The following is a 22370-nucleotide window of genomic DNA, read 5'->3' as shown; positions in this document are numbered from 1 at the left end:
TGGCGTGAAAATACCGGCCGGTGGAGCGCTGGGGCCGGTCCGATGGGTCAGGGTCGGACCCGGCCCTGACCCATCGGACAGGCCCTAGTCCAGCGGGCCGAGCAGGTCGTTGCTGCGGGCGTTCGGGTCGGTGCTGGTGCTGTACTCCAGGGACGCCTGGACCATCTCGTCGACGGACAGCAGGCCATCGCTGTTCACGTCGAGGACCGCGAAGGATTCTTCGGCGTCCGCGGCCGACACCCCGAAGGCCCGGTAGAAGCGCCGGTGTTCGTCCAGATCGATGTGTCCGTCGCCGTCGCGGTCCATGACGCCGAAGAGCAGACGCCGCCGTTCCTGCCGCGTCTTCCTGCGCGAGGCGGCCGCCCCGCCTCGCGTCGCGTCGAGCTTGTCGGCGAGGAACTCCTCGAGGGAGATGCGCTGGTCGGAGTCGACGTCCATGCGGGAGGCCAGGTCCTCCCAGGTGTCGTGGAGGACGGCGGTCACCTCGGCCGCTCGTGGCGAACCGGTGTCCGCGAAACCGTCGTTGATGCGTTGTGCGAGGGCTTCGAAGTCGCTGCGCTCGATGTATCCGTTGCCGTCGGTGTCATAGACGTCGAACAGCTTGCGCATCTTCTCGCGGAGAATGTCTTCAGGCATTTCCTGTCCAGGAGCACGGGGCGGAGATCGGGGCAGGGAGCGCGGCCGGCCCACCATGGGCCGGGCCCACGCGACCGTTCTTCGCGTGGGCCCGGCGCCGCGCCCGCGGCTCGGGCCGAAGCCCGCTTCCGTTACCTGCGGATGATGTTGTTGCACCCCAGGTGCGTGCCCATCCTGGTGGACTGCGTGCCCGAGCTGCCCTCGCCGCCGCCGGCGTTGGCCAACAGGCCGTTGAGGATGCCTACGTTGCCGAGCACGTCGACGTTCGCGTCGTGCGTCCTGCAGGAGGTGTGCTGGCGGATCTCGACCTTGTGGCCGTGCGCCTTGCGACGGTGGTGGTGGTCGCCGCCCCACTGCTGCCGGCTGACGACCTGAGGGGCCGTCTGCTGCTGAGGCGCCTCGACGTGGGTCGTCCGGGTGCGGCTGGGGGTGCCGCCACCCGTCCCGCCGGCGTAGGCGGTGCCGGCGCCGACGAGGCCGACGCTGGCGAGGACGACTGTCACGACGGCAGCCTTGCGAAGCTTTTGCATATCATCTCCGGTAGATCGAATGAATTCGGTTGGTAATCGATCGAATTCATACAGTTACTGAAGGCTAATGCGAAATACCACGCCGCTGCTGAGTGACGCGCCGTATGCCCTGACCGCCGGGATCCGGAGCCGCACCCGATCGTCTCCGGCTACCAGGTGACCGGGAGCTCGTGCAGGCCGAAGATGGCCGCGTCGTTCTTCAGCGGGAGGGCCTCGACGGGGCCGGCCGGGCGGAGTTCGGGGACGCGGCGGAGCAGGGTGTCGTAGACGATCTCCAGTTCCATACGGGCGAGGCTCTGTCCGAGGCACTGGTGCGGACCGTGGCCGAAGGCGAGGTGCTGGCGGGCGCCGCGGTCGACGTCCAGTTCCCCGGGGTTCTCGTAGACGGCCGGGTCGTGGTTGGCCGAGCCGCCCAGCGCGAAGACGCCCTCGCCGGTGCGGATGGTCTGTCCGCCGATCTCGACGTCCTCCTTGGCCACGCGGGTGGTGATGATGTCGGTGATGGTGAAGTAGCGCAGCAGTTCCTCGACGACCTGCGGCGTGCTGCCGGGGTCGCCGGTGATGCGCGCCCGCAGCTCGGGCGTCTCCATCAGGGCGAGCATGCCCAGCGAGATCATGTTGCCGGTCGTGTCGTGCCCGGCGGTCAGCAGCAGGAACGCCAGGTCGACGAGGGCGTCGTGGTCGTAGACGGCGTCCTTGCGGCCCTTGGCGATCTGACGGCTGAGCAGGTCCTCCCCCGGGACCTTCTCCTTGGTCGTCACGAGTTCGTCCAGGTAGGCCTGCAGGTCGAAGAACGCCTGCTGCCGGGTCAGCGGCGGGAGGGCCATGCTGAGCATGCGGGAGGTGCGGTCCTCGAAGAAGTCGCGGTCGTCGACGGACACGCCGAGCAGCTCGCAGATGACCAGGGAGGGCACCGGGAAGGCCATCGCCTTCACCAGGTCGGCCGGGTTGGGGCCGGCGAGCATCGCCTCGACGCACTCGTCGACGATCTCCTGGATGCGCGGCCGCAGGGCCTCCATCCGGCGGAAGGTGAACTCGCCGACCACGGCGCGCCGCGCCCGGGTGTGCTCGGGCGCGTCCATGCCCGCCAGGGACAGCGTGGAGTCCTTGTCGCTCCGGGCCATCTCGACCAGCATCGGGAAGTTCGGATCGGCGCGGTCGGAGCTCAGGCGGGGGTCGAGCAGCGCCTTGCGCACATCGTCGTAGCGGGTCAGGATCCACGCCGGCTTGCCGGTCGGCAGAACCACCTTCGACACGGGCCCGGTCTCGCGGAGGCCGTGGTACTCGGCGGGCAGCCGGTAGGGGCAGGTGCGGGGGAAGGGGAAGGCGGGCGGGGTGCCGCCGTCGGTCGGTTCGGTCATGGGAGGTCGCTCCTGGTCGGTGGTGGGTGCGCGGTGGCGCCGGAGGTGCGTCGCGTCGTCGCCCGGCGGCCGGGACGGCGCGCCTGCGGCGCCACCGCGTGAACGTCCCCGGTCAGAGGGGCTTCTGAGCGGTCAGCAGCACGGAGCCGAACTCGTCGACGTCGATCATGGAGGCGGGGCTGAACTTCTCCTCCGCCTCGTCGTCGAAGACGGTCTGCATCTCCTGGGAGCCCCGGCTCATCTGCTCGAAGGTCTGGCGCACGCTCTGCTCGGTGATGTCGAGCAGCTCGACGAAGCGCAGGCCCGCGTCGCGCAGCATGGGCACGTAGTCCTCGGGCCGGGCCAGCGTCATGATGAAGTCGCGCAGCAGCCGGTCCACGGCGGGCTGCTTCTCCGCGGGGATGGGGCCGCGCTCGAAGAAGTCGGTGAGGACCAGGCGGCCGCCGGGGCGCAGGACGCGGCGGATCTCGCTGAGGACCCGTCCGCGGTCGGGCATGTGGAAGATCGACTCGATGGCGACGGCGGCGTCGAAGGAGTCGTCGGGGAAGGGCAGTTCCATGGCGTCGGCGTGCCGGAACTCCACCCGGTCGCCCAGGCCGGCGCCCTCGGCGAGGGCGGTGGCGCGGGCGATCTGGTCCTTGCTGATCGCGATGCCGGTGACATGGGCGCCGGTGCGCCGGGCGATCCGCATGGCCGGCTGACCGACTCCGCAGCCGACGTCGAGGACCCGCTGGCCCTCGACGATCCGCAGGCGGTCGGTCATCTCGTCGGTGAGCCGGTCGGCCGCCTCCACCAGCGGGGTGTCGTGGTCGTCGACGTCCCAGTAACCGAGGTGGAGGCTGCCGCCGACCGCTTCGGTGTCCAGTGCGGTGAGGCGGTCGTAGAGGCGTCCGACCTCTTCGGGGACAGGGGTGGCCGTGAGGGTGGACTCGGCCGGGGACGTGGGCGTGGACGTGCTGGACATGAGAGTTCTCCGATTTCTTTCCGGTGCATCAGAAGGTGGTGCCGGCACGGCGGGTGCGTGGGTCCGGTCGGTCGGACAGTGCCGACTCGCCGCGGGTCGAACGGCCGGGAAGGACACGGCCGGTGGGGAAGTCCCTGCGCACGGCGTGGAGTTCGCCGTCTATCCGCCAACTGCGTGGCGTATGCGCCTGGAGATCAGAATACCGACCGAAAGGCATTTGCGGAACATGTGCGCGGGAATTTCCATGGAGTTCGGGAAATTCTTGGAGTTCACCGTTATCCGCTGCACGGCGCGGCGGCCTCATTCGGCGATTCTCACGAGCATTTTCCCGGTGTGGGCGCCGCGCAGCATGTCGAGGAACGCGGTGGGCGCGTTGTGCAGACCTTCGACGACGGTCTCCCGGTAGGAGAGCCTCCCGGATGCCAGCCAGCCGCCCATACGGGCGGTGAACTCGTCACCGAGGTCGCCGTGGCCCCAGACGAGGAAGCCGCGCAGGGTGATGCCCTTGGCGATGGCCTGCGTCAGGTTCCGTGGACCGGCCGGGCCGTCCTTGTGGTCACCCTGCGACATGCTGCCGCAGAGGGCGAACCGCGCGCCCAGCCTGGCCACCATCAGGGCCGCGTCCAGATGGTCGCCGCCCACGTTGTCGAAGTAGACGTCGATGCCCGCCGGAGCGGCCTTCGCCAGCTGTTCGAGGACCGGTCCGTCCTTGTAGTCGAAGGCCGCGTCGAAGCCCAGCTCCTCGGTCAGATAGGCGACCTTCTCGGGGCTCCCCGCCGACCCGATCACGCGTTTGGCCCCGCAGAGCCGGGCGATCTGCCCGACGAGGGAGCCCACCGCGCCCGCGGCCCCGGAGACGAACACGATGTCGCCGGCACGGAATTCGGCGGCCTTGAGCAACCCCGTGTAGGCGGCGTGCCCGGGCATGCCGAGCACGCCGAGGTACGCGCCGGGCGGTGCGAGCGCCGGGTCGACCCGGACCACGCCGGCGGCACCCACGACGGCGTACTCCCGCCAGCCGAGGCCGTGCAGGACCAGGTCGCCGACGGCCAGCCGCGGTGACTTCGAGACGACGACCTCGCCGACGGCGCCCCCGTCGAGGGCCTTGCCGACGGTGAACGGCGGAACGTAGGACCGGGTGTTGTTCATCCGCCCGCGCATATACGGGTCGACGCTCATCACCAGGTTGCGGATCAGCACCTGCCCGGTCCTGACGGCGGGCAGTTCCGCCCGCACGACCGAGAAGTCCGCGGTGGTCGGCCGCCCCTCGGGGCGGGCGGCGAGCCGGACTTCGGTGCCCGTGGTCGGCACGGTCATCACGTTCTCCTCGACTGCGGTGGGGTGTCCGTCACGCACGGGGCGCTCCGAGGGTGTCGCGCCAGTGCCGGCACGCGGTGGCGATGTGCTCGGCGGCGCCGTCGAGCAGCATGAGCCCGATGCGGTCGACGTGGCGGTGCCGCCACGAGGCGAGTGCGGTGCCTTCGACCCACTGGTTGAAGGCGCCCAGCGCCGGTCCGGTCTGGATCTGGTAGTTCACTTTTCCCGAGCCGTCGCCGTTCATTGCCAGGCGCGTGGAGTGGAAGAAGTACCAGCGAAATACCAGGGCCATTTTCTGTTTCGGGTCGGCGTCGGCCCGGTCGATTTCGGTGTCGCGGCCCTGCGACCGGAGATAACCGCACACCTCGTCCCAGACCTCTTCGACGCTCTTTCCGAAATAGGTCCGCTCCAGCAGGGAACGGGTCTTCTCCGGTATGTCGTCGAGGCCGTCGTAATGGGAGTACAGGGAGAACAGTCGGTTGGCCCGGGTGGGGAAGAAGACGCCCTTGCGGAGCACCTGCACCTTGGCGCCGAACTCGAACATGTCGCCTGCGGGGGCGTAGCCGGTGTCGGCGATGCCGGCGTCCTGCAGCATGTCCTTGACCTCGGTGCTCATGCCGGATTCCACCGTGCACTGGTTGATGGATCCGGTGAGTACGTAGTCGGCGCCCAGCATGAAGGCCGCCGCGAGCGCCGCGGGGGTGCCGAGGCCGCCGGCGAGGCCCAGGCAGAGCGGCTCGTGGTAGCCGTACCGGTCCTGGGCCCGCTGCCGGAGCCCCAGCATGGCGGGCATCAGCACCGTGGCGACTCCGCCGTCCGTGTGGCCGCCGGAGTCCGCCTCGACCGTGATGTCGTGGCTCATCGGCACCGTCCGGGCGAGCCGTACCTGTTCGTCGGTGAGGGCGTTCTCCCGGCGGAGCCTGTCCAGGACGGGTCCGGGGGCGGGTGCCATGAACTGCTCGGCGACCTCCGGCCGGGAGACCTTGGCCATGATGCGGTGGTCGCACACGGTGCGGCCGTCGGCACCGCGGCGCAGTCCGCGCGCCCGGTACAGGACGAGCGCGGGGGTCATCTGCATGAAGGCCGACGCCTCGATGACGGGGACCCCTTGGCGCATCAGCAGGTCGACCAGTGCGCGCTCGGCCGCGGGGTCGTCGTGGTCGGCCAGCACGTTGACGCCGTAGGGCTGCCCGTCGGCCAGGCCGTGCTGGACCTCCTTCACCCGCTGCTCGATCTCCGGGAGCGGCAGGCCACCGGTGCCCAGGAAGCCGAGCATGCGGTTGCTGCCGAGCCTTATGACCATCTCGGCCGAGGCGATGCCCCGGTACATGCCGCCCACGGCGTAGGCGTGGTGGACGCCCATCCGCCGGCGGAACACGGGGCTGCCGAGCGCGGCGGCCGGTGTGTCGGCCGCCGTATCGCGTGGGGCGGCCGGCTCTTCGCGTGGGGCGGCCGGTGCCTCGGGCCGGGCGACCGGCCGCGGCGCGGAGCGGATCTGGTCGACCAGCTTGCCCAGTACCCGGCCGCCGAGCTCGACGAAGTCGGTGACGCCCTGGTCGAGGAGGTGGTGCACGCTCTCGGTCCAGCGCACCGGCCGCACGATCTGGTCGACGAGCGTGTGCGCGGTCCGGCCGGGGACGTACGGGCGCGCCGTGGCGTTGGCGATCACCGGCGTGGCCGGGTCCCCGAGGGCGAAGCCGTCGACGAAGCGGGCGAAGTCCTGCTGTGCCCGGCGCATCAGCGGCGAGTGGAAGGCGCCGGAGACGTTCAGTCGCACACAGCGGACGTCGCGCGCGTCGAGGTGGGCGACCAGCGCGTCGACGGTCGCGGTGTCGCCGGACACCACCTTCTGCCGCGGGGCGTTGTCGTTGGCGACGGTCAGCCGGCCCGAGAAACCGCCGTCGTCGAGGAGTTCGTCCAGCGCCGCCGCGTCGAGCCCGACCACGGCCGCCATGCCGCCGCCCCGCGCCTGGGCCATCAGTGCGCCGCGCCGCTGGACCAGACGCAGTCCGGTCGCGAAGTCGAAGGCGCCGGCGGCGTGCAGGGCGCAGTACTCCCCCAGGCTGTGCCCGGCGAGGAAGTCCGGCTCGCCGCCGGTGCGCTCGCGCCACTGCTGGTGGGCGAGCGCGCCGACCACGAACAGCGCGGGCTGGGTGTACTCGGTGCGGCCCAGTTGGCGGTGCGGATCGTCCAGGCACAGTGTGCGCAGGGAGTAGCCGAGGATCTCGGACGCCTCGTCGACGAGTTCGGGGTACGCGTCGAACACCTCGCGCCCCATGCCGCGATGCTGGGCGCCCTGGCCGGGAAAGACCACTGCCTTCATGTCAGCGGCCTCCCTGCGCGTCGGTCGCCGGGGCTGCGTCCTCGGCGGCGTAGAGCCGGTCGGCCAGGCGCATCAGCTTGTCGAGGGACTGCGGGGCCGTCATGACCTCGGCGTGCATCGAGGTGTCGACGTCGATGGTGAAGAAGTCGTCGATCTGGTCGGCCCACTCCTGCCAGTACGCCACGCCGTCCACGGTGGGCAGGTCGGGGTTGGGGAAGAGCACCATGTGCTCCTCGAAGGCGCCGAAGAACTCGCCGCCCCGGTTGCGCAGGTAGTAGCAGCGCACTCCGTCGCGCCGCGGCAACGGGTCCACCGAGTACTTCTCGCCCTGTGTGGCCTCGAAGTAGCGGGACAGCTGACGGACGCGGGAGCGCAGCTGCGCCTCGGTCTTGCTGACGCCGCGGTCGAGGGCGGCGGCGATCAGGGAGTCGAGGAACGCCGTGGTGTCCAGGGTGGTGTCGACCTCGTCGCGGCGCAGGATGGGGCTGGCGCCTCCGTGCGAGTCGAAGCGGTTGTTGCCGAGGATCAGGTTGACGGCGCGGAAGTCGCTCACCTTGGTGACCACGTCGGCGTCGAAGTTCCCCCCGACGATGAGGGCGTTGGCCTTGTTGGTGGCGGCGGCGTCCAGCGTGTCCAGCATGACCAGCGTGCGCACGTCGGCGCCCTTCAGCTGGAGCTGGCGCACGGTCTCGTACGCGAACAGGCCGCCCAGGGAGAACCCGCCGATGTCGTAGGGGCCCTCCGGCTGTACGGCGAGGATGAGGGAGGCGTAGTACTCGGCCATGGCGTACTGGCCGGTGAGGATGTCGGTGGAGTCGATCCAGCCCTTGGGCTGGATGCCGTAGAAGGGGCGCGGGCAGCGTGCGGCCAGCGGGGCGTAGGACTCCACGCCGCCGTTGCCGTGGTGGATCCAGAACACCGGACGGCCGGAGGTGACCTTGTTCATGCGGACCAGTTCGGGGAAGTCGCCCGGCGATGCGGGCTCGGCGCGCCGTGCCGGGGCCTCGGCCGGCGCGGCGGCCGCCGGGGTCGGCTCGACCTCGGCGAGCGCAGCGGGCTCCGGGGCCGCGGCCGTGCCGGCGATCGCGTCGACGACGTCCTGCAGCGTTTCGCAGCCGGCGATGACGTCGAGGGTGAGGGAGGCGTCGATGTGGGTCTGCGCCTGGGTGAGGAACTGCATCATGAAGATGGAGTCGAAGCCGTAGTCGCCCAGGGACCTGTCCCACCGCAGGGTCGCCGTGTCGACCTCCAGCAGCGTCGCCATGAGGTCGGCGACGAGGTCTCCCACGGCCTGCGGATCGGCCGGCTCGGCGGCCGGTGCGACGGCGGGTGTCGGTGCGACGGTCGGAGTCGGCTCGGTGGCCGGTGCGACGGCCGGCGTCGGCTCGGCGGCCGGCGCCGGGTCGGCAGCGGCCTCCGGCTCGGGGTGCGTCCCCGGCTCGGGGGGCGCCGGCAGGAAGCGCTCCCGCAGCCGGGCGTGGTCGCCGTCGAGGGCGAGGGCGCTGGGCAGGCCGGCGGCCCAGACGCGGTCCAGTGCCTCGACGCCCACGGATGCCCGCATCGGCCGCATGCCCACGGACTGCAGCAGGTGGACGGTCGACGGGTCGGCGCCCATACCGCCCTTCTCCCACAGCGGCCAGTTCACCATCAGGGTGCGGCCCGACCGGCTGCCGCGGTCCACCAGCAGGGCGCGGTGGGCGGCGTATCCATCCATGAAGGCGTTGGCGGCGGCGTAGTCGGCCTGTCCGACGTTGCCGAAGGCGGCCATGGAGGAGAAGCCGATGAAGCAGTCGAGCGGAACGGCGGCGGTCGCCTCGTCGAGGTGGTACAGCCCGGCCACCTTGGCCGCGAACACCGCGCGGAGGTCGTCCGCGGTCTTCCTGGCCACGAAGCCGTCGCGCAGCACTCCGGCGGCGTGCACGATGCCGTGCAGCGCGCCGTACTCGGCCTGGATTTCGCGGACGGCACGGGTCACGGCGGCGCGGTCGGCGACGTCGAGCACCCGGTAGTCGGCGCGGGCGCCCAGGGCGCGCAGGGTGGTGAGCAGTTCCCGCTGTGCCGGGCCGGCCGGGCCGCGGCCGCACAGGACCAGGGCGGGCGACGCGACGCGCCGGGCGATGTCCTCGGCGAACAGGGCGCCGAGCCCTCCGGCGCCGCCGGTCAGCAGGTAGACGCCGCCGTCGCGCCAGGGCCGTTCGGGGGCGGCCGGTGCCACCTCGCGCCACTGGGGCACCTGCCGGCGTCCGGCGCGATAGCGCACGGCCTCCTCGGCCGGGTCGGCGCCGTCGCGCCGCAGCCGTCCGGCCAGCTCCGCCGGGGCCGGGTCGCCGTCACCGTCCAGTTCGATCCACTGGGTCAGCAGCTTGGGGTGCTCCATGCGGGCCGTGCGGAGCATGCCGCTCAGTCCGCCCAGCCAGGGCGCGTGCGCGGGGGTGACGACCTGGATGAGGCGCGGCGCACGGGCGGCCCGCTGCGCGGTGTCGCGCAGCAGCTCCAGCAACCGCTCGGCGTACTCGGTGTAGCGGGCGGGGGTCTCACCGCGGGCCTGCCAGGTCTCACAGGTGGCGCCGTCCAGCGCCGCGGCGAGCGCGGTGGCGTCCGTCGCCGGGAGTTCGCACAGGACGACGTGCCGCTCGAGGTCGTCGCCGTGGTGCTGTGGTGCCGCGCTGTCGCGCCAGTCCGCCTGGATCAGCAGGGCGGGCGCGGCGGCCGGTTCGGCGGCGCGGGGCGCCGGGCTCGGCTTCATCCGTGTGCTGAAGCCCAGCAGCCGTACGCAGACGTTGCCCCGTGTGTCGCACAGGTCGATGTCCAGGCGGCGTACGCCGGAGTCGCGGCGGTCGTCCGCGGCCCGGCGCACCAGCGCCCAGCCCTCGACCGGGGTGGGGGCCAGGACCTGTACCTCGCGCACGGTGAACGGCAGCGCCGTCCCCTCCGGGGCGTCGCCGTGCTCACCGAGCGACAGTCCCAGGGTCGTCTGCAGGGCGGCGTCGAGCATGCCCGGGTTGAGCGTCGACGAGGCCGTCGCCTCCTCGGGGAGGAGCAGGCGCGCGAGGGCGGTGTCCGCGCCGTGGTACAGCTCCTGCACGCCCCGGAACGCGCGGCCGTAGTCCAGGCCCATGCGTGCGAACAGCGCGTAGCACTCGGCGCCCTCGCGCCGGGAGGGGAGGCTCGCGCGCAGTGCGTCGATGTCGTGGGTGTGGTCGGCGGCGAGGAGGGCGGGGTCGGTGTGTGCGGTGCCGGTCGCGTGCAGGACGCGGTCGCCGTCGCCCTGGGCGTACACCTCGAACGCCCCGCCGGTCGGGGCCACTTCGACGGTGAGGGTGTGCGGAGCCGTCACCTCCAGGGGGCGCAGCCAGGTGACGTCGCGCAGGCGCACGCCCGTGGCGGTGCCGTGGTCCGCGGCCCGGACGAGCGCGTCGCGGACGAACTCCAGGTAGGCGGCGCCGGGCAGGACGGGCGTGTCCGCCACGCGGTGGTCGCGCAGGTAGAACTCGTGCCCGCTCAGTTCGCTGCGGTAGGGCGCCGGCGGTGCGGCCGGCGCCGCGGCCACCGGTGCCGGGCGCGGTGTGCTCGGCGTGGCGCGCTTGGCGTCGGCGATCCAGTAGCGCTGCAGCCGGAACGGGTAGACGGGCAGCGGGACGCGCCGCATCGGCCGGCCGGCGTACAGGCGTTGCCAGTCCACGTCGAAGCCGGTGACCCAGAGTTTGAGCAGGCGTCCGAGCTTGCCCTTGGCTATCCAGCTGTCGAGGGCGAGGGCGATGTCGTCGTCGGCGGCGAGCTCGTTCCACGGCCCCTGGCGCTGTGCCCGGCCGGTGTGCAGGCCCTGTGCGGTGCCCCCGTCGAGGAAGCTGCCCAGCCGCTCGCGCAGGTCGGCGAGCGAGGGGGTCAGGAAGGCGAGGCGCTCGTCCATCGCGACCCGGCCCACCTGCAGCGTGTAGGCGAGGTCGGGCAGGTCGGGTTCGCCGAGCCGGCCCGCGTCGATCCACTCGGCCAGCTGCCGGGCCCTGGCGCGCAGCGTCTCGGGCTCCGGGGCGGACAGGACGACGGCCACGGGGTCCGGCGTGCTCACCGGCGGCGCGGGGCGCGGCACGTACTCCTCCAGGACGACATGGGCGTTGACGCCGCCGAAGCCGAAGGAGCTGACTCCCGCACGGCGCGGCAGCTCACGGCCTTCGGCGTCGCGCAGTGCGGGCCAGGGCTGCTGCTCGCGCACGAGGTGGAACGGGCTGCCGTCGAGGTCGATATAGGGGTTGACGGTGTCGCAGTGCAGGCTCTTGGCGAGCGTGCGGTGCCGCATCTGGAGCAGCACCTTGATCACACCGGCGACGCCCGCGGCGAGTTCGAGATGACCGATGTTGGTCTTCACCGAACCGACACCGCAGTGGGCCTCCTCCACCACCGCGCCCCGCTCCTCGTACATCTCACGGAAGGCCGCCTTCAACCCGTTGACCTCGATCGGATCGCCGAGCTTGGTGCCGGTGCCGTGCGCCTCGATGTAGCCGACGGTCCGCGGGTCGATCCCGGCGGCGCGGTAGGCGCGCCGGATCAGGGCGGCCTGGGCCTTGGGGTTGGGCGCGGTCAGGGAGTTGGAGCGGCCGCCGTGGTTCTCGGCCGTGGAGCGGATCAGACCGTAGACGTGGTCGCCGTCGCGCTCGGCCGCCGACAGGCTCTTGAGCACCAGCATTCCCACGCCCTCGCCCCGCGCATAGCCGTCGGCCTGGTCGGAGAAGGTCTTGCAGCGGCCCTCCGGGCTCAGCATCCCGGACTTGCCGAAGCTGACGTGGCCGTCGGGGATCACCATGGTGTTGATGCCGCCGACGACAGCCATGTCGCACTCGCCCCGTTCGATCGAGACGACGCCGCGGTGCATGGCGACCAGGGAGCTCGAACAGGCGGTCTCGATCGGCTCGCTCGGCCCGTGCACGTCCAGGAAGTAGCTCATCCGGTTCGGGCCGACGGAGGGCACGCTGCCCGTGGGCGTGACGCTGTCGCCCCGGCCGCTGCTGCGGTCGGAGAGCAGGCCGTAGCCGGTGTCGCTGGTGCCGACGAACAGGCCGAGGCTGCTCCCGGCCAGGGCGTCGGCGGCGTAGCCGGCGTCCTCCAGCGCCTTCCACACGTACAGCATCAGCAGGCGCTGCTGGGGGTCCATGTGGACGGCGTCCCTCGGGGCGATGCCGAAGAACAGCGGATCGAAGTCGGCGACGCCGTCCATGAAGCCGCCCCACTTGACGTTGGTGCGGCCCGGCTCCTGCAGGGGGTCGCCGAACAGGGCGCGCCAGTCCCACCGGTCGGCGGGGACTTCGGCGATGCAGTCGCGGCCGTCGCGCAGGTTCCGCCAGAAGGCGTCGAGGTCGTCGGCCATCGGGAAGCGGCCGCTCATGCCGACGACCGCGATCGGGTCGCCCGGCCGGTCGGCGGGCGCGGGGGCGGGTACAGCGGCCCGTGCGGGGAGGGCCGCGGCCGGCACGGACGGGCCGGCGGGCTGCACGGCCGCCGGCTCCACAGGCGCCAGCTCCACGGGCGGCTGCTCCACGGCCGCGCCGGGCGATGGCAGCCCCAGGCGGGCGGCGAGCGCCGGACCGTACTCGTCGGCCAGGTGGGCGCCGAAGGCCTGGATCGTGGCGTGCTCGAACAGCACGGTGGGCACCAGCTCCAGGCCCAGGGCGTCGTTGACCATGTTCACCAGCTGGGTGATGACGAGGGAGTCGAGCCCGTACTCGCTGAGGTCGACGTGGACGTCCAGGTCGTCGGGGGTGACCTTCAGCAGCTCGCAGACCTTCTCCACCACGACGGCGCAGACCCGCTCCGTCAGGGCCTCGGTGTCGGCGACCTCGGCCGGGCGGGCGGCCGGCGTCGGTGTCTGCCGCTGCGCCTGCTTCCAGTCGCGGATCAGGCGGAGTGCTTCGTCCTGTCCCACCTGTCCCTCGCGTATGAGCCGGTGCAGGTCGTCCAGGGATGCGATGCGGGTGGTGCTCATGCCAGGCTCCTCTTGAATTCGTCCGCGCTCATCTCGCGCCGGCCAATGGCTTCGATCAGGTCCAGCAGGTGGGCGTCGTCGGATCCGGACGGCGGCTCGGGTGCCGGTTCGGCGGGCCGGGCGGGCCCGTCGTCACCGGTGGGCTCGCCGCCGCCGAGCGTGCGGACGCTGAAGCCGCGCAGGCGTACGCACACCTCGCCGTCGTCGTCGCACAGGTCGAGGTCGAGGCGGCGCACCGCGCCCACGTGGTCGTCCTCGGCGAAGCGGACGACCACCCAGCCGGTGTCCGGGACCGCCCTCGGCACCTCCAGCTCGGCCAGCGCGAACGGCAGTGCCGTGCGCGGCGTGCCGGGGTCGTCGACGAAGAGGCCGACCGTCGCCTGCAGAGCGGCGTCGAGCAGGGCCGGGTTGAGGACGTGGCCGCTCTCGCGGGACGCGGCGGCGGGCAGCCGCAGCCGCGCCATCGACTGCCGTGAGCCGGTGTGCAGGCGTTCGATGCCGCGCAGTGCCGGGCCGTAGGCCATGCCGATGCCGGAGAAGCGCGCGTAGCAGGCCTCGGCGTCGAGCACCGGGCCGTCGCACTGCGCGCGCAGGGCCGCGAGGTCGAGCCGCTCGGCGGGTGCGGCGGACGCGCTGCGCAGCTGGCCGCGGCCGAAGACGACACGTTCGCCGTCCTCGCCCAGGACGTACACCTCGTAGCCCAGTCCGCCGCCGGCCCGGGTGGTCAGCGCGGTGTGCACGTCGGTCGCCCGCTCCACGGTGAGCGGGCGCAGCCAGGAGGCCAGCTTCAGCGACCAGGCGTGCGCGTCACCGCCGGCCGCCGAGGCCGCGGCGGCGCGCGCCATCTCCAGGTAGGCCACCGCCGGCAGCACCGGTACGGCGTCCACGGGTCCGTCGGAGGCGCCGGGCCGGCCGCCGGGCCGCCAGGTGGAGACCGTGTCCATCACCCGGGCCTGGACGCGGTGGTCGGCGAGGAAGAACTCGCGGCCGGTGAAGTGCGAGGTGAAGCGGGTCCCGTTCAGGTCCGAGGTGTTGGTGTGCACCAGGGGGTGCAGCGCCGCCGGCCGGGCGCCGTGCGCGGGGCGCGTGGTGTCGACCCAGTAGCGCCGGAGGCGGAACGGGTAGGTCGGCAGGGCGATCCGGCGCGGGCGGTGCCCGGTGTGCAGGCGGTCCCAGTCGACGGGGGCGCCGTCGGCCCACGCCTGGAGCAGACGGGCCCAGTCGGGCCGGACCGCGGCGGAGCGGTCGTCGTGCGGGCCGAACCCGGCCGGTGCGTCCGGCAGGTCGACGCCGCGCGGGACCGTGCCGCGGAAGACGCCGGCCACGGGCTCGCCGCGCAGCCAGGACTCCAGCGCCTCCCGCAGTTCGCCGGTCGTGCGGGCCAGGCAGGCCAGACGCTCGGTCATGGGCGTGCGTCCGGTCTGCGCGGTGTACGCCATCGACGCCAGGTCGGTGTCGTCGTAGTCGCCGCGGCGCAGCGCGTCCACCCAGCTCTCGGCGAGTGCGCACAGCACGTCGGGGTGGCTCGCCGACAGGACGACGGGGACGGGTGCGGTGGGCGCCCGCTCCGGCTCGGGTGCCGTGCGCGGCACGTACTCCTCGAGCACGACGTGGGCGTTGACGCCGCCGAAGCCGAAGGAGCTGACTCCGGCCCGGCGCGGCAGCTCACGGCCTTCGGCGTCGCGCAGTGCGGGCCAGGGCTGCTGCTCGCGCACGAGGTGGAACGGGGTGCCGTCGAGGTCGATGTAGGGGTTGACGGTGTCGCAGTGCAGGCTCTTGGCGAGCGTGCGGTGCCGCATCTGGAGCAGCACCTTGATCACACCGGCGACGCCCGCGGCGAGTTCGAGATGACCGATGTTGGTCTTCACCGAACCGACACCGCAGTGGGCCTCCTCCACCACCGCGCCCCGCTCCTCGTACATCTCACGGAAGGCCGCCTTCAACCCGTTGATCTCGACCGGGTCGCCGAGCTTGGTGCCGGTGCCGTGCGCCTCGATGTAGCCGACCGTCCGCGGGTCGATCCCGGCGGCGCGGTAGGCCTCCTTCAGGAGGGCGGCCTGGGCCTTGGGGTTGGGCGCGGTCAGGGAGCTGCCCCGGCCGCCGTGGTTCTCGGCCGTCGAGCGGATCAGACCGTAGATGTGGTCGCCGTCGCGCTCGGCCGCCGACAGCCGCTTGAGCACCAGCATCCCCACGCCCTCACCCCGCGCATAGCCGTCGGCGCGGTCGGAGAAGGTCTTGCAGCGGCCCTCCGGGCTCAGCATCCCCGCCTTGGAGATGCTGATGTGCCCGTCGACGCTGACCATCGTGTTGACGCCGCCGGTGACGGCCAGGTCCGACTGGCCGTCGCGGAGGGCCTGGACGGCCCGGTGCAGGGCGACCAGCGCGCTCGAACAGGCCGTGTCGACGGGCTCGCTGGGGCCGTGCAGGTCCAGGAAGTAGCTCATCCGGTTCGGGCCCATCGAGGGGGCCGCGCCGGTGATGTCGTACCCCTCGATCACCGGCGAGTACCGGGTGACCAGGGTGCTGTAGCCGGTGCTGGTGGTGCCGGCGATGAGGGCGGTGTTCGTGCCCGCGACGGCGCCCGCCGAGTAACCGGCGTCCTCCAGCGCCTTCCACACGTACAGCATCAGGAGCCGCTGCTGCGGGTCCATCAGCTCCGCTTCCTTGGGGGAGATGTCGAAGAACAGCGGGTCGAAGTCGCCGACGCCGTCCATGAAGCCGCCGGACGTCACATGGGAGGTGTTGGGGTCCCTGAGGGGGTCGCCGTAGTGGGCGCGCCAGTCCCAGCGGTCGGCGGGGACCTCACGGGTGCAGTCGCGGCCCGCGCTGAGGTTCTCCCAGAACGCGTCGAGGTCGTCGGCCATCGGGAAGCGGCCGCTGATGCCGATGACCGCGATCGGCTCGTCGCCGGGTGTCCATACGGCGGACGTGGTGGTGACGGCCGTGGCGGCCTCCGAGGCGGCGGGGGCCGCCGCGCGCGGTGGCGACTGCGGTGCCGCGGTCGCGGCGACGCGGTCGGCGTGGTGGTCGAGGAGGTGGTCGACCACCCCGTCCAGAGTGGGGTTCTCGAAGAACAGGGTCGGGGCCAGGGAGAGCCCGAACTCGGCGTTGAGCGCGTCGGCGAACCCGATGAACGACAGGGAGTCGAAGCCGTAGCGGGTCATCTCGGCCGCGCCGGTGATCCGTTCGGCGGGCACGTCCAGCAGGCCGGACACACGGGCGATCAGCCTCTTCAGCAGCGCCTTGTGCCGCTGCTCCCGGCCGGCCGTCACGGTGGCGCCTGCGGGCCCGGCGGCGCGCTCGGGCGCGGGAGCCGGCGGGAGTGTCCCGAAGCGATCCGGGTGGTTGTCGAGCAGATGGTCCACGACCTCTCCCAGGGTCAGGTGTTCGGCGAAGGGCTTGGGCACGGGCGGGAGCCCGAACTCCGTGGTGAGACGGGCGGCGAACCCGGTGAGCGAGACCGGGTCGAACCCGTACTCGCTCAGCTGCACCGCGCCGTCCAGCTCCTGCGGCGGCACGCCCAGTACGGCGGCGGCGTGGCCGAGCGCGCGGCCGAGGACCGAGGCGTGGAGGGCGGCGCGGTCGGGTGCGGTCACCGCCGGTGCGGCGCCCTCGGACCGCGGGGCCGCCAGGAGGGTGGCGTCGATGCGGGCGCGGTCGCCGAAGACGGCCAGGACGTGCGGGTCGCCGGTGCCGAAGGCGCGTTCCAGCGCCGCCACGCCGTGCGGGGCGCGCATCGGCACCATGCCGACGCTGTCGTGCAGACGGCGTTCGGTGGCGGCGTCGACCCGCATACCGCCGTCGGCCCACAGGGGCCAGCCGACGACCAGGGTGCGGCCGCGGCGCTCGCCCCTGGCCACCCGCTCGTGGCGGAGGCCGGCGTAGGCGTCCATGAAGGCGTTGGCCGCCGCGTAGTCGCCCTGGCCCTGGTTGCCGTACGCCGACAGCGAGGAGAACCCGATGAAGCAGTCCAGGTCGAGGGCGGCGGTGGCCTCGTCGAGGTGGACGAAACCGGCGACCTTGGCGGCGAGGACCTCCCGCAGCTCTTCGGCGCTCTTGCGGGCCAGGTAGCCGTCGCGCACCACACCGGCGGTGTGGACGACGCCGTCGAGGCGGCCGTGCTCGGCGACGACGTCGCGCACGCAGGCGGTCACGGCGTCGCGTCGGGCGACGTCCAGCACCCGGTAGGCGGCCGACGCCCCCAAGGCACCGAGTTCACGCAGGAGTTCACGCTGGGCGGGGCCTTCCGGCGAGCGCCCGCAGAGCACCAGGACGGCGCCGGGCGCCCGCCGGGCGATCTCGCGGGCGAACAGGGCGCCGAGCCCGCCGGCTCCCCCGGTGAGGAGGTAGACGCCGCCGGCCTTCCACGGGCGGACCGGCCGAGCGTCCTCGACAGCCGTCCACTGCGGCACCCGGCGCTGCCCGCCGGAGTAGCGCACGGACTCGTCGTCGGGGCTCGCCGCGTCCTGGCGCAGACGCGCGCACAGCGTCGCGGTGTCGAGCGGCGCCGCCACCTCGACGAGCTGGGTCAGCAGCCTGGGGTGCTCCATACGGGCCGTGCGCAGCAGGCCGCCCAGGCCCGCGAGGACCCGGTCGTCGCCGTCGGCGGGCACGACCACCTGCAGCAGGACCTGCCCGTCGCGGGTCGCCGGAACGAGCTGCTGGAGGCGGGCCAGCACCGTCTCGGCCTGGCGGGTGAAGCGCCGGGCCAGGTCGTCGTCGGAGGGCAGCGCGGTGCAGGGCACGCCGAGCGCGTCGCGGACCGCTTCGGGGTCGATCCCGGTGAGTGAGCCGAGGCCGAGCAGCACCTCGTGCCGCTGCGGCGCACGCGCCTCCCGGGCGGGTTCGGCCGGGCGCCAGCCGGCGCGCATCAGGGTGAGCGTGGCGTCCCCGGCCCCGTCGTCCCCGGCCCCGTCGTCCACGGCACCGTCGTCCACGGCACCGTCGTCCGCGGTGCCCGGTCCACCGGCGAGGTCGTCACCGGCGGACAGGAGGCGTGCGGTGAACCCGAGCAGGCGGACGCACACCGCGCCGTCGTCGTCGCACAGTTCGATGTCGATGCGGCGTACCGCTCCGCCGCCGGTGCCCGCGGCGGGTCGCACCACGGCCCACCCGTCGGCCGGGACGGGCGCGAGCAGCCGCACCTCCTCCACGACGAAGGGCAGTGCCGCGGCCACGGTGCCGGTGTCCTCGGCCAGTGACAGGCCCAAGGTGGCCTGCACGGCGGCGTCAAGCAGCGACGGGTGCAGGTCCCAGCCGGCGCCGTCCCGGGCGGCCGGCGGCAGGCTCAGGCGGGCGACCGCGAGCCCGGCGCCGACGTGGATCCGCCGGATGCCGCGCATGGCCGGGCCGTAGCCGATGCCCATACGGTCGAAGAGCCGGTAGCAGTCGTCGTGTTCCACCGTGCGCACCTCGCACCGGGCGCGCAGCGCGGCGATGTCCAGACGCGCGGGGGACGGCGGCGCGCAGCGCTCGATGCGTCCCTGGCCGTGGACGACGGGCGGTTCGCCGCCGGCCGCCGTGGTGATCTCGTAGGCGAGGGCGCCGTCGCCGCCCGGCCGCAGCGCGATCTCGACCGGGGTCGGGCCGGTGACCGTCGCGGGGCGCGACCAGACGACGTTGCGCAGGCGGACGTGGGCGGGGTCGATGCCCTCGGCCCGGGCCGCCGCGTACGCCAGCTCCAGATAAGCCACGCCGGGGAGCACCGGCACATCGCGCACCCGGTGGTCGTCGAGGAAGAACTCACGGCCCGTCAGCTCGACGGCGAAGGACGGCGAGCCGGGGTCACGGTCCAGCCGGCGGCCGGCCAGCGGCGACGGTGCCGCGACCGGAAGCGGGGCGCCGACCGGGGCGGGTGCCGGAGGCGCGGCGGGTGCCGGAGGCGCGGCGGGCACCGCCGGACGCGATCCGACCCAGTAGCGCTCGCCCGCGAACGGGTAGGCCGGCAGGGACACGATCCGGAAGCCGCCGTCGCCGAAGAGCGGGGCGAAGCGCAGATCCTGGCCCCGGGCGAAGAGCCCGGCCAGCTCGCTGAGGCCGTCGTGGCCCTCGGCCCCGGCCATCAGGCGGGCGGCGCGGGCGGCTGCGTCGGGATCCTGGCGGCGGTGCCCGTCGGACGCCTCACCGGTGACCACGTGCTCGGCCCGGCCGTCGCGCAGCCAGGTCCGCAGCACGGCGGCGAGCTGCTCGCGGTCGGCGACCACACCCGCCCAGCGGTGGCTGCAGTGGCGGCGTCCGGTGGCCAGGGTGTAGGCCGTGTCGCCCAGGTCCAGGTCCTCGTGGGCGAGGACGTGCTCCAGCAGGCGCTCGGCCTGGGCGCGGCGGCCGGCGTCGTCCTGTGCCGACAAGACGATCAACCAGGCCTGCCGGGGGGCGTGCCCGGCGGTCCGCACGGCGGGGGCCTGTTCGATCAGCGCGTGCGCGTTGGTGCCCGCGGCGCCGAACGAGCTGACACCGGCGCGGCGCGGACCGTCGGCGGGTGCGGGCCACGGGCGCAGTTCGGTGTTGACGTAGAAGGGGCTGCCCGCCAGCGTGAGCGCCGGGTTGGGCCGGCGGAAGTGCAGCGACGGGGGCAACTGCTCGTTCCGGAGCGCGAGGAGCACCTTGATGACACCGGCCACGCCCGCGGCGAACTGGGTGTGCCCCAGGTTGGTCTTGACCGACCCCAGGGCGCAGCCGCCCTCGGGCGCGTCGCCGAACGCGGCGCGCAGCGCCTCGAACTCGATGGGGTCGCCCAGCGGCGTGCCGGTCCCGTGCGCCTCGATCAGCTGGATTCCGGCCGGGTCGACGCCGGCGCGCTCGTGGACGCCGCGCAGGAGGCGTTCCTGCGATCCGGCGCTGGGGGCGGTGAGCCCGTTGGTGGTGCCGTCCTGGTTCATGCCGGAGCCGCGGATCACTCCGTAGACCTGGTCGCCGTCGCGCAGCGCGTCGGCGAGCCGCTTGAGCACGACCACCCCGGCGCCCTCCCCCGGCACGAAGCCGTCGGCGCGCTCGTCGAAGGTGTGGCAGCGGCCGCGGGCGGACAGCATGTTCGCCCGCACGGCGGACCGGTAGAAGATCGGCGTGGACTGGACGAAGACCCCGCCCGCCAGCGCCATCGACGTGTTGCCCAGGCGGAGGTCCTGGCAGGCCTGGTGGACGGCCACCAGCGAACTGGAGCAGGCGGTGTCGACCGACAGCGCGGCCCCCTGCAGGTCGAGGAAGTAGGAGATCCGCGAGGCGATGACCGAGGAGATGTTGCCCCACAGCGTCTGCGGTGGCGCGTCGTCGCCGATCAGCTGCTGGTAGTCGCTGGGCGAGCCGCCGACGTAGACGCCGCAGCCGCGGCCGTCGAGGCGTTCACCGGCGTAGCCCGCGTCCTCCAGGGCGTGCCAGCACTCCTCCAGGAAGATCCGCTGCTGCGGGTCGGTGTGGGTGGCCTCCTTGCCGGACATCCGGAAGAACCAGGCGTCGAAGCGCTCGATGTCGTCGACGAAGCTTCCGTACTGGCGCCCGGCGCCCGCGCCCAGCTCCTTGGCCAGGTCCCAGCGGGTGACCTCGCCGACCAGGTCGTCGCCCGCGGCGAGGTGTGCCCACAGGGCGGCGGCGTCGGGCGACTGCGCGAAGCGGGCGGCGATGCCCACCACGGCGATGCCGTCGTCGTCCGGGGCATCCGGGGTGTCCGGGGTGTCCGGGGTGTCCGCGCAGGCCGCGGGAGCGGGAGGGGTGGGAGGGGTGGAAGCCGGGGCGGCGGGCGCCGCGACGGGGGCGGCGGTCGACGGAGCCTCGACGGCCGAGGACCGCAACTGCGGCCCGTACCGGGTGACCAGGTGGTCCGTCAGCCGGTCGAGCGAGCTGTGCTCGAACAGTGCGGTGCTCGGCAGGTCGACGGCGAAGGCGTGGTTGACCGCGGCGACGAGCTTGACGCTGAGGATCGAGTCCACGCCGTAGTCGGAGAACGACGCCTGCGGGTCGATCTCGTCGGGCTCCATCATCAGCACGCGGGACAGCTCGGCCAGCAGCAGTTCGCCGGCCTGGTACCGCACGGTCGCCTCGTCCGTGTCCGGTGTCCGCTGCGCGGGAGCCGGCCGGGCGGTCTCGGGCGACGGTGCGACCTCGGCCGACGGCGCCGCGGCCGGGACGTCCGCGGCCTCCGGGGCCTCCGGGGCCCGGTGGCGCCGGCTCGGAGCGGCGGCCGAGGGCCAGTAGCTCTTGCGCTGGAACGGGTAGGTGGGCAGCGGCGTACGGCGCACGTCGAGGCCGGCGAACAGCGGTGCGAAGTCGACCGCTTCGCCGCTGAGGTACCTCTCCCGGGCGCGCTCCGGCGCGCTGTCGCCGCGCCGGCCGGCGGCCTCGCCACGGCCGTCGGCCAGCCAGGCCGCCAGCTGGTGTACGAGCGCCGCGCGGTCGGCGGCGACGAAGGCCGCGCGATGGCTGAAGTGGTCCCGGCCGACCGCCAGCGTGTAGCTGACGTCGCCCAGGGGGGCGTCGGGGGTGCGGCGCAGATGGTCCAGGAGGTCCTCGGCGCGGCGGTGCAGCGCCTCGGGCTGCTGACCGGACAGCACGAACAGCAGCTCGCCCGGGGCGGGTCGGCGCTCGTCACGGTCCGGTGCGTTCTCCACGACCATATGGCCGTTGGTGCCGCTGAAGCCGAACGCGCTCAGGGCCGCGACGCGCTTTCCCTGGCCGTTGGGCTGCCACGGCCGCAGCGTGGTGTTCACGTGGAAGGGACTTTCGGTGAGTCGGATCGCGGGGTTGGGGTCGTGGTAGTGGAGGGACGGCGGGATCTGGCCGTGGCGCAGCGAGAGCACGACCTTGAGCAGGCTCGCCACGCCCGCGGCGGAGGTGGTGTGACCGAGGTTCGTCTTGATCGAGCCGAGTGCGCAGGTGTCGCGGCCGCCGGCGGTCCCGAACGCGCCGACCAGGGCCTGGCATTCGATGGGGTCGCCGAGCTGGGTGCCGGTGCCGTGCGCCTCGACCATGCCGATCTCGGCCGGGTCGATGCCGAATTCGGTGTGCACCTGGCGGATGAGGCGCTCCTGCGACAGGGCGCTGGGGGCGGTGATGCCGTTGGTGGCCCCGTCCTGGTTGACGGCGCTGCCGCGGATCACGGCGTGGATGTGGTCGCCGTCGGCCAGTGCGTCGGACAGCCGGCGCAGCACCACGACGCCCACGCCCTCACCGGGGACGAATCCGTCGGCGGCGGCGTCGAAGGTGTGGCACTTGCCGGTGGGCGAGAGCATCCCGCCGCGGCCGGCCGCCAGGTAGGTGTCCGGGGTGGTCT

General features: G+C 73.2%; 8 protein-coding genes (1 of these 8 cut by a window edge). All 8 read right to left on the bottom strand.

What is annotated here, in order from left to right; all coding sequences use genetic code 11:
• Nucleotides 1-84 precede the first annotated feature (84 nt).
• Nucleotides 85-636 carry an EF-hand domain-containing protein gene (locus ACFWZH_RS12020; RefSeq protein ID WP_384428361.1) on the bottom strand — a complete coding sequence of 184 codons (552 nt, stop codon included), beginning with the start codon at nt 634-636 and terminating at the stop codon, nt 85-87.
• Nucleotides 637-767: 131 nt separating this feature from the next.
• Nucleotides 768-1139, bottom strand: a complete 372-nt coding sequence (locus ACFWZH_RS12015) for a hypothetical protein (protein ID WP_384428359.1) — start codon at nt 1137-1139, stop codon at nt 768-770.
• A 176-nt stretch (nt 1140-1315) separates the two neighbouring features.
• The gene (locus ACFWZH_RS12010; protein ID WP_384428357.1) at nt 1316-2527 is read right to left on the bottom strand and encodes a cytochrome P450; all 1212 of its coding nucleotides are present in this window, start codon (nt 2525-2527) and stop codon (nt 1316-1318) included.
• Between the two features lie 112 nt (nt 2528-2639).
• Complete coding sequence (locus tag ACFWZH_RS12005; protein WP_384428355.1) at nt 2640-3491, bottom strand: SAM-dependent methyltransferase; 852 nt, start codon at nt 3489-3491, stop codon at nt 2640-2642.
• Nucleotides 3492-3791: 300 nt separating this feature from the next.
• A complete protein-coding gene (locus ACFWZH_RS12000) occupies nt 3792-4808 on the bottom strand; it encodes an NADP-dependent oxidoreductase (protein ID WP_384428353.1) in 1017 nt (338 codons plus the stop codon).
• A gap of 31 nt (nt 4809-4839) precedes the next feature.
• Entirely contained in the window at nt 4840-7131 is a 2292-nt protein-coding gene (fabD, locus tag ACFWZH_RS11995) for an ACP S-malonyltransferase (RefSeq protein WP_384428352.1), read from the bottom strand.
• A gap of 1 nt (nt 7132) precedes the next feature.
• On the bottom strand, nt 7133-13108 hold the full coding sequence (locus ACFWZH_RS11990; RefSeq protein ID WP_384428350.1) for an SDR family NAD(P)-dependent oxidoreductase: 5976 nt from the start codon (nt 13106-13108) through the stop codon (nt 7133-7135).
• A protein-coding gene (locus ACFWZH_RS11985) for an SDR family NAD(P)-dependent oxidoreductase (RefSeq protein WP_384428348.1) crosses the window boundary here: on the bottom strand, nt 13105-22370 show its end. It continues 15001 nt past the right edge of the window; 9266 of the gene's 24267 nt are visible here — the last part of the coding sequence; its start codon lies off the right edge, out of view; it ends in the stop codon at nt 13105-13107. The genes ACFWZH_RS11990 and ACFWZH_RS11985 overlap by 4 nt, the downstream gene beginning before the upstream one ends.

The sequence above is a fragment of the Streptomyces sp. NPDC059008 genome, assembly GCF_042749045.1.
Classification (GTDB): domain Bacteria; phylum Actinomycetota; class Actinomycetes; order Streptomycetales; family Streptomycetaceae; genus Streptomyces.
The sequence above is the reverse complement of the archived record's forward strand: the minus strand, read 5'-3'. Positions and strand labels throughout refer to the sequence as shown.

What these genes read in the sequence shown, in the direction of transcription:
- ACFWZH_RS12020 (WP_384428361.1), bottom strand. Translation starts at nt 636, where the DNA reads ATGCCTGAAGACATTCTCCGCGAGAAGATGCGCAAGCTGTTCGACGTC.
- ACFWZH_RS12000 (WP_384428353.1), bottom strand. Translation starts at nt 4,808, where the DNA reads ATGACCGTGCCGACCACGGGCACCGAAGTCCGGCTCGCCGCCCGCCCC.
- ACFWZH_RS12005 (WP_384428355.1), bottom strand. Translation starts at nt 3,491, where the DNA reads ATGTCCAGCACGTCCACGCCCACGTCCCCGGCCGAGTCCACCCTCACG.
- fabD (WP_384428352.1), bottom strand. Translation starts at nt 7,131, where the DNA reads ATGAAGGCAGTGGTCTTTCCCGGCCAGGGCGCCCAGCATCGCGGCATG.
- ACFWZH_RS12010 (WP_384428357.1), bottom strand. Translation starts at nt 2,527, where the DNA reads ATGACCGAACCGACCGACGGCGGCACCCCGCCCGCCTTCCCCTTCCCC.
- ACFWZH_RS11990 (WP_384428350.1), bottom strand. Translation starts at nt 13,108, where the DNA reads ATGAGCACCACCCGCATCGCATCCCTGGACGACCTGCACCGGCTCATA.